Below are 9,115 nucleotides of genomic sequence, written 5' to 3'. Positions count from 1 at the left end.
TACAAGTATGAAGTGAAAGAACAACCGGTAGATGGGTATAAATCGGAAGTAAAGGGTTATGACATCACGAATACAAAAGTAGGTCAAACAAAAGTAGAAGGAACAAAGACGTGGAAAGATGATAACGCAACAGATCGTCCGAAAACAATCAAAGTAGACTTACTACAAAATGGTCAAGTGATTGCAACGCAAGAAGTGAGTGGAGCAAGCGGCTGGAAATATGAATTCAAAGATTTAGCGGCATATGATGTAGAAGGTAAGGCCTACAAGTATGAAGTGAAAGAACAACCGGTAGATGGATATAAATCTGAGGTAAAAGGTTACGACATTACGAATACAAAAATAATAGATGTAACAGTTGTTGATCCTATAGAAAATGCACCTCCAAAGGTTGATAAAGAAGTTCCACCAACAACAGAAAATGCACCTCCAAAGGTTGATAAAGAAGTTCCACCAACAATAGAAAATGCACCTCCAAAGGTTGATACAGAAGTTCCATCAACAACAGAAAATGCACCTTCAAAGGTTGATTCGGAAGTTCCGCCAACAAAAGAAAATACGTCTTCAAAGATTAATACAGAGGTTTCGCCTACTAAAGAAAATAATAAGATGTCAGCATGGCTTCCTAAAACAGGTGGAACATCAATGGAGATGATTTCTATTATCGCAGGTATGGTGATGTTGATTTTAGGTGGAGTCCTATTCGCCCGTCAACGGATGAGATAATAAAAAAACTTTAGCTGGTATAAGGAATTTATCAAGTGTGAAAATGTTCATACTATCAGCTAAGTAATATGTTGTTAACGGTAAGCGACTTAGTAAAGATAATAGGGAAATATAGATTGTTTTTTGTTTGTACAATGATTATAAACTAAGTTTATAAGTATGATTTAGAATTAATTAGTTTATATATAAAAGTAAGAGGGTAATAGATTTACTTATAGCGTGCCGTTGATTCAGAAAGAAATACAATTGATTTTTATTTTGGTGAAACAAGAAAGTATAAGGCCGCAGAGCGTTTTTTAAGAAAGCTTTGCGGTCTTTTATGTTTTAAACTCTTGTTTTATTACTCTATACAAGTACGCGGTTAATCCTATGGTAATTCAGAACAAGAGTATCATTGTAATAGGTAATTGTTTTAGTTTGAAAAGTTATATGGGGATTCTTAAAGATATAGTAAATATAAAGGAGATGGGTTAAATAATGAAATACACACTTAAAGATCTTATAAATATAAACGAGTTTAAGAATATAACAGAGCAATTTTATAATTTAACTAAAGTTCCATTCTGTCTCCTTGATAATAATCAAAATGTTATATTTTCCAAAGGTAACCCTTTTTTTCGTAATCAAAAAATCCAATTATCCCAAGAAATGCATATCCCCATCATTATTGAGCAGGAACATATAGCAACCTTTGTTATAGGAACAAGTATTAATAAAGAGGTTATTGCGAATTCTCATATAACACATTTTAAATGCATTGCAAATCTAATTGAAGAGATGGCAACACAACAATTACACCTTAAAAAAATCCATGAAAAAGATTCACAAATGAATGCGATAACAAATCATGAGGAAAATTGTTTAGGCAGTATATTACAAAATATGCCGATTATGATTAATGCTATTGATGAAAAAGGAAATATTATCATGTGGAATCGGGAATGTGAATTAGTAACTGGATATAATGCAGATGAAATAATTAACAATCCAAAAGCGATGGAATTGCTACATCCTAATAGACCTAATCGTAACGATTTGTTGCAAAATGGTCACGATTTTAGAGATTGGGAGATGGATATCACATGTAAAAATGGTGAGATAAAAACTATTATGTGGTCCAATATTTTACATAGTATTCCAAATTTAGGATGGAGTATCGGAGCAATTGGAATTGATATAACTAAGCGTAAGAGGATGGAAGAGAAACTTAAACAAACCTCGACTGAACTAGAATTAATTTTTAAAGCAATTCCTGATTTGTATTTTTTATCAGAACTTGATGGGACCATTAAGGATGGTAAAGTAAATTCTATATCCAAATTTTATGTTCCAATTGAAGAGTTTATAGGGAAGAAATTTCAAGAGATATTACCAGTTCCTATCATAAAGCAATTTGAGAAGGCTATTAATCAAATGAAAACTTCATCCGATCCTGTATTAATAGAATATTCTCTACAACTAGATGATGAAACTTATTATTTTGAAGCAAGACTTTTACCGCTTTTTGAGGATAAAATTATGATTGTTGTACGTGATATTACAGAGCGTACAATAACGACGGAATTATTAAAGAAATCAGATACCCTTAATGCAGTAGGGCAATTGGCAGCTGGGGTCGCTCATAAAGTTCGTAACCCATTAACAGTAATTAAAGGGTTCATGCAATTATTGCAGCAGGAAGTAGGAAAGGATAAAGAATATTTAAACCTAATACTTTCTGAAATCAGTAGTATTGAAACAGTTCTTCAAGAATTTTTATCTATTGCAAAACCGAATGCTGTAGTATTTGAACCGAAAAACCTTTGTACTATATTAGATAATGTAGTCGACTTAATAAGTACACAAGCAATTATGAAGAATATTCGTATTGCATTGAATATGGATGTTGAAAACTTATTGATTGAGTGTTGCGAAATTCAATTAAAACAAGTCTTCTATAGCATTTTACAAAATTCTATTGAGGCTATACAAAATGGTCAAGAAATCATCATTAATGTGAAAAAACATAATAGTACCGAGGTTAAGATTTGTATTTTAGATAAAGGCGTAGGTATTCCCTCAGAAAGAATTAAAAGACTAGGTGAACCTTTTTATAGTATAAAAGAAAAAGGTACGGGTGTGGGGCTCATGATGAGTTACCGAATTATTGAAAGTCATGGTGGGAAAATAAGTATAAAAAGCCAAGTTGGGAAAGGAACTACTGTTACTCTGTTTTTCCCAATTTATAACGGTGACTCAGCTGGTGATGTTAGTCCAAATAGCATGTAATCATAACTAGTAAATAAATCTCTGAAAATGAAAATTAAACTATTATCTTGTAGAAATATAGGTGGTCTGAAGTGATTTGATCAGGCAAAGAAAAATGGATTTAATAGAGATAATGAAACTTGAATTTGAAGTACAACTCCTAGTTTCAGTAGACGTTATATTTTATGCATAGAAGTAAGAGGCTCCTTTCAAAATTCACTTAAAAAGTTAGATTCATAATGTAACGGGAGATGAAAATTAATTTAGGGAAAAGAAGGGTGCTCTAAATACCATTTAGGTTATGCTGCATATATATCTAAAAAGTGAAAAGTTTCTTTTTCTCAGCTATAGAAAAAGAAACTTTTTTACTTGAGTAACAATTTTTATGATATTTGTGAAAGGGTTTTGTTATATTTTTGAAAGAAAAATGCAATATCTATGAACTAAGATGAACTTGCGCATATTGATTTTATATCAATCGCCATTGATCAAGGAACCGAGGAGATTTAATGTATGAAAACAAGAATTGCAATTATAGAAGATGAAGATAATATACGTGAGATATGTAAACGGTACTTAGAAAGGGAAGGATATGAGGTATACACTGCTGTGAACGGAGCAGAAGGATGGAATGTATTTCAACAATTTCAACCAGATCTAATTATTTTAGATTTGATGATGCCAGAAAAAGATGGTTGGGAACTATGTGAGGAAATTCGTCAGCATTCCAATGTACCTATTATTATGTTAACTGCGAGAGGAGAAGAAAGGGAGCGGATTTTAGGATTAACAATGGGGGCGGATGATTATGTAACAAAACCCTTTTCGCCTCGTGAATTAGTATTAAGGGTACAAATTATATTAAGAAGGGGAAATCAAGTAACACTTCAAGGAATAGAGCCTGAATCAGGAATGATAGAGTTTCTAGATTTGAAAATTGATCCAACGAAAAGACGTGTATTTGTTTGTCAATATGAAATTGAGCTAACGGTGAAAGAGTTTGAGGTGCTTTATCTCATGGCAAAACATCCTAAACAGGTGTTTTCACGGTCCCAACTTCTTGAACAAATTTGGGGATTTGAGTATGAAGGCTGCACAAATGCAGTAACTGTATTAATGAGTCGTTTACGTGAGAAATTGGAGAAACATACAACAAAGAATCGTTGGGTCCATACGGTTTGGGGCATCGGTTATTGTTTTGAACCAGATGGAGGAAACGATAAATGAAGTTACGATATCAACTGTTATTGATGAATCTATTAAGCACGGGTATCATGGTGATTTCTATATGGTACAGTGAAAGGCAAATGCTACTTAGACCAGAACAGACACGATTATTAATAGTAATAGTAATTGTAGCAATGATTATTTCTACGATTATTTACTGGTTAATGACACGCCCTATTATGAGATCTATTCAAAATCTAATTGCCTTAACCAAACAATTTAGTGATAGACAATTTGGAACGATGTACATCATAGGGAAAGAACCGGAAGAATTTAAAGAATTAGCGGAAGCTTTTCAAGAAATGGCCAAAAAACTAGACGAAAGCTTTGCAGAGTTAGAAAAAGGAGAAAAAGCACGTACAGAGCTGATTGCGAATATTTCCCACGACTTACGAACTCCTATGGCTAGCATACAATTGATGGTAGAAGCGTTACAAGATGGATTAATTGAAGACCCTGATATGAAACAACAATATTTAAAGACAATCCTAAATGATATACAACGATTAAGTGGACTAATTAATGATTTATTTGATCTTTCTAAGTTAGAACTTGGACAAGAAGTTTTTCATCCAAGTTTAATACATGTGGATAGCATTCTATTAAAAGTAATAGATTCACATGATATCTTATTGCAAGATAAAGAGATTGATCTACAATTGCATGTTTCAGAGACATTACCACGAATTTGGATTATGCCATGTAAAATAGCACGAGTTATCAATAATTTGTTGCATAACGCGATTCGGCATTCTCCTACATGTGGGACAATCGAATTAATTGTAGAGGAAAATAAACAGAAGCAGCAAGTTCAATTCACTTTGTGTGATGAAGGGGAAGGGATTTCTTCAGATGATCAATTGCGTATATTTGACCGTTTCTTTAGAACGGATCCATCAAGAAGTTCACAATCTGGAGGTTCTGGACTTGGTTTAGCCATTGCAAAATCGCTAGTTGAACTGCATAAAGGACAAATTGGTGTTCGGGACCGCCAAGATGGGAAACAGGGATGTGAATTTTGGTTTACTCTTCCTGTTACACCAGAAAAAAATGAGTCGGTTGAAAGACTTTTGTAACATTTACGAAAGGGAATTGAAAGATATATAAAGAATACTGTATCGAAGGTGATTATATTTTAATCTGAAGTGATTGGATAAAAATAATATATATTTATCGGAATCTCCACTTGCAGTAGGGATAAAGCAAATTTGTGGTTTAGCTTTTTTTGCTTGCTTTAATATATATAAATCTAACAATGGGTTATCTGGTTCCATTGAAAACCCACCACCACCAAGAGTAATTATTTGTCTCATATACGTACTCCTTTCAAAACAAAATATTAAGTGATAAGTTCTACAAATAATAAATAATCCCTTGTTGAACTAACCTATCCGTTAGTTTAATAAGAGTAGGTGATGCCTTTACGTACATCACCTACTCAAATGATTCAAAGTAACTCGAAACCCATTTAGTGTTATTTTCTGCAATATATTCTTTTGCAAGAATTAGTCTTTGGACAAGTTCTTCCTTAGTTAATTTCATATATTTCCATCTCAGATTATCCAGATTAAGATTGGACGGATGTATTAGGTATGCAAAGCTAGGTAATTTTACTAATATACTAAATCTTCAGGTGATATATGAAAATAGGATTTTTACGTGATAGTAGCAAGGGAAATAAAATGCATTTAAATGGTAGGAAATGACGTTATCAACTATAAATATTAAAGTACATGCGGTATGAAACCGAGGAAGATATGCTTTCCTCGGTTATTTATATTGTAATAATATTTATACAGGAATCATATTGAATAGATGTATTTTATTGTTAAATTAGTTAAAGATTAATTAGATTTATGAATAATAATTTATTGAAAAAATAATTGAATTTTTCAGATAAATAAATTAATATAAAGTAATAAATTTTCAGATTTATAGAAAATCGGAAAATGAGAGGTTTTGGAAATTTTATAAGAGGCGATAAACGATTTTAAGATAGCTTTAAAGCTATCTTAAAATGACGTTTGCTTCATCATTTTCGAGCCGAAAGGAATTAGGGTACAGCATCTTGTTTTAAAATGCGGCTATGAATCATCTAAGAGGGGGAAATGAAGTGGCAAACAAAGAATTGAAAAGAGGTTTAGAAGCACGTCATATTCAAATGATTGCTTTAGGCGGAACAATTGGTGTTGGTTTGTTTATGGGATCAGCCAGCACGATTAAATGGACAGGTCCGTCAGTAATGCTTGCTTATGCAATTGCAGGTATTTTTATCTTCTTCATCATGCGTGCCATGGGAGAAATGTTGTATATGGAGCCAAGTACAGGTTCATTTGCGACGTTCGGTCATAAGTATATTCACCCGTTAGCTGGTTATATGACAGCTTGGAGTAACTGGTTCCAGTGGGTTATCGTTGGGATGTCAGAGATTATCGCGGTTGGAGCGTATATGCAATATTGGTTCCCGGATTTGCCAGCTTGGATACCGGGTATTATTGCAATGGTTATTCTTGGTGCAGCTAACTTAATTTCTGTTAAGTCATTTGGAGAATTTGAATTTTGGTTTGCGATGATTAAAATCGTTACGATTTTATTAATGATTATTGCGGGATTTGGTCTCATTTTCTTCGGAATTGGTAACGGCGGAGAAGCGATTGGTATATCTAATCTTTGGGCAAACGGCGGTTTCTTTACAGGTGGTTTTTCAGGATTCTTCTTTGCTTTATCACTTGTAGTTGGAGCATATCAAGGTGTGGAATTAATCGGGATTACTGCTGGTGAAGCGAAGGATCCGAAGAAGACACTTACAAGAGCGATTCAAAGTACAATTTGGCGTATTTTAATTTTCTACATCGGTGCGATTTTCGTTATTGTAACTGTGTATCCGTGGGATCAATTAAGTACAATTGGTAGCCCGTTCGTAGCAACTTTTGCGAAGGTTGGTATTACGGCTGCTGCAGGACTTATTAACTTCGTTGTTATTACAGCGGCAATGTCTGGTTGTAATAGTGGTATTTATAGTGCGGGACGTATGTTGTATACGTTAGGTGTAAATGGACAAGCACCGAAATATTTTGCGAAAATTTCTAAAAACGGTGTACCTTTATTTGGTACAGTTGGCGTAATTATCGGTTTAGCGGTTGGTGTTGTTTTAAGCTACATTGCACCAAAAAATTTATTCGTATATGTATATAGTGCGAGTGTACTTCCTGGTATGGTACCATGGTTCGTCATTTTAATTAGTCAAATTAATTTTAGAAAAGAAAAGGGAGCAGAGATGAAAGATCATCCGTTCAAAATGCCATTTGCTCCTGTTACAAACTACTTAACGATTGCCTTTTTAATTATGGTATTAATCGGAATGTGGTTTAACGATGATACTCGTATTTCACTAATTGTAGGTATTGTTTTCTTAGCTATCGTTACAATTAGTTTCTATGCTTTCGGAATAGGGAAACGTGTTCCGTTAGATGTTCAAAATAATCAAGAGGTTTCAAGTAAATAAAGATAGTAAAAAAGTCCGATTTCTTATTTAGAAATCGGACTTCTTGTTATTAAAATTTCTCTAATACAATCTTCCCAATTGTACGCCCACCCTCAAGTAATGCATGTGCCTTTTTAAGATTTTCTGCATTTATCGGTGTTAACGTATCGTTTAAAGTTGTATGAAGGATACCTTCATCTAATAATTCGCTCACTTTGTTTAATAACTCGTGCTGCGTAATCATATCACCAGTTTCATACATCGCTTTTGTGAACATAAACTCCCAAACGAATGTAGCGCTTTTACTTTTTAAAATTCCCATCTCAAGAGGGTGCTCATTTTCTACGATAGAGCAAATTTTCCCTTGTGGTTTAATGAGGTCACCGATTGCTTGCCAATGTTGATCTGTATTATTTAAGCAGAAGATGTAATCGACATCTTTTAGCCCAAGTTCTAATATTTGATCTTTTAACGGTTTGTGATGGTTAATTGTATGGTCAGCACCAAACTTTTTAACCCAGTCTATCGTTTCACCGCGGGAAGCAGTTGCGATAACATTTAGTCCAGCCCATTTCGCAAGCTGAATTGCGATTGAACCTACACCACCAGCTCCGCCGATAATTAAAATGTTTTTAAATGTATTTTCACTTTTCTTAGCGTAATCAATGCCTAAACGTTCGAATAAACCTTCCCACGCCGTAATAGCTGTTAAAGGAATTGCTGCAGATTCAGCATCGCTTAAAGTTTTTGGTTTTTTACCAACGATTCTTTCATCAACTAAATGGTATTCACTATATGTACCTTGTCTCGTAATACTTCCAGCGTAAAACACTTCATCGCCTTCTTTAAATAATGTACAACCTTCGCCAGTTTGTACGACAACACCACTAGCATCCCAGCCAAGTATTTTCGCTACATTTTCTTTTTTATCTTTCGGAGAGCGAACTTTTGTATCAACTGGATTAACGGAAATCGCATTAATTTTAACAAGTATATCTCTTCCTATCGCAACAGGTCTTTCAATTTCCACATCAATTAAACTGTTTTCTTCTTCAATAGGTAAGTATTCATGTAAACCAATTGCTTTCATTTTAATTTCCTCCATTAAAGTAAGAATCTTATTCTCTTTCATTATAGGGGGGAAAGGTTGTTATGTAAAAAAAGGATACGCTAATTGTTTTTTGGTAATTTAGAAACTATTTTAAATATTAAGTGTATATGGTGTCCTTATGGTAGAAAATATTGTGAGGTGAATGGCTAATGACAATACAGTCAAGAATTAGCAAAGTACATAGCATAATATAATCATAAAAGAATTAAGGGGAAACTAAAAGGCATGAGTCCGGTACAATACCGGACCCATGCCCAAGAAGCTGCCTAATGAAATAATGTGTCTAACTTTTTGGGGTCACTGCAAACAGGATGGCTCTT

The 9,115-nt window shown here is 33.7% G+C and carries 6 protein-coding genes and 3 pseudogenes; 7 read left to right on the top strand and 2 right to left on the bottom strand.

Annotated elements, in window-relative coordinates:
- The 5 genes and pseudogenes from COC96_RS15325 to COC96_RS15310 all read left to right on the top strand — a co-directional run.
- A partial coding sequence (locus COC96_RS15325) for a Cna B-type domain-containing protein (protein WP_257201748.1) occupies nucleotides 1–726 on the top strand: 726 nt, incomplete at its 5' end.
- Nucleotides 727–944: 218 nt separating this feature from the next.
- Nucleotides 945–1,045: pseudogene (locus COC96_RS28380) on the top strand (DDE-type integrase/transposase/recombinase); the annotation flags it as partial.
- 158 nt (nucleotides 1,046–1,203) lie between these two features.
- Entirely contained in the window at nucleotides 1,204–2,994 is a 1,791-nt protein-coding gene (locus tag COC96_RS15320; protein WP_098769021.1) for an ATP-binding protein, read from the top strand.
- A gap of 492 nt (nucleotides 2,995–3,486) precedes the next feature.
- A complete protein-coding gene (locus COC96_RS15315; RefSeq protein ID WP_098267466.1) occupies nucleotides 3,487–4,200 on the top strand; it encodes a response regulator transcription factor in 714 nt (237 codons plus the stop codon).
- A complete protein-coding gene (locus tag COC96_RS15310) occupies nucleotides 4,197–5,276 on the top strand; it encodes a sensor histidine kinase (RefSeq protein WP_098267467.1) in 1,080 nt (359 codons plus the stop codon). Before COC96_RS15315 ends, COC96_RS15310 begins: the two co-directional genes overlap by 4 nt.
- Nucleotides 5,277–5,342: 66 nt before the next feature.
- On the opposite strand, the pseudogene COC96_RS28070 reads toward COC96_RS15310, so the two are convergent.
- Nucleotides 5,343–5,513, bottom strand: a pseudogene (locus tag COC96_RS28070) (Type 1 glutamine amidotransferase-like domain-containing protein); the annotation flags it as partial.
- A gap of 800 nt (nucleotides 5,514–6,313) precedes the next feature.
- Between COC96_RS28070 and COC96_RS15300 the strand changes: the two are divergent.
- A complete protein-coding gene (locus COC96_RS15300; RefSeq protein WP_141536151.1) occupies nucleotides 6,314–7,705 on the top strand; it encodes an amino acid permease in 1,392 nt (463 codons plus the stop codon).
- A gap of 49 nt (nucleotides 7,706–7,754) precedes the next feature.
- Here the strand turns inward: COC96_RS15300 and COC96_RS15295 are convergent, their stop codons facing one another.
- On the bottom strand, nucleotides 7,755–8,774 hold the full coding sequence (locus COC96_RS15295) for a zinc-binding alcohol dehydrogenase family protein (RefSeq protein WP_098267469.1): 1,020 nt from the start codon (nucleotides 8,772–8,774) through the stop codon (nucleotides 7,755–7,757).
- A gap of 177 nt (nucleotides 8,775–8,951) precedes the next feature.
- Between COC96_RS15295 and COC96_RS27260 the strand changes: the two are divergent.
- Nucleotides 8,952–9,065 (top strand): annotated as a pseudogene (locus tag COC96_RS27260) (IS3 family transposase); the annotation flags it as partial.
- Between the last annotated feature and the right edge of the window lie 50 nt (nucleotides 9,066–9,115).

Origin of the sequence: Bacillus cereus (assembly GCF_002577405.1) — a bacterium.
Taxonomy (GTDB): Bacteria; Bacillota; Bacilli; order Bacillales; family Bacillaceae_G; genus Bacillus_A; species Bacillus_A cereus_AU.
This window is presented reverse-complemented; position numbering and strand designations above follow the sequence as displayed.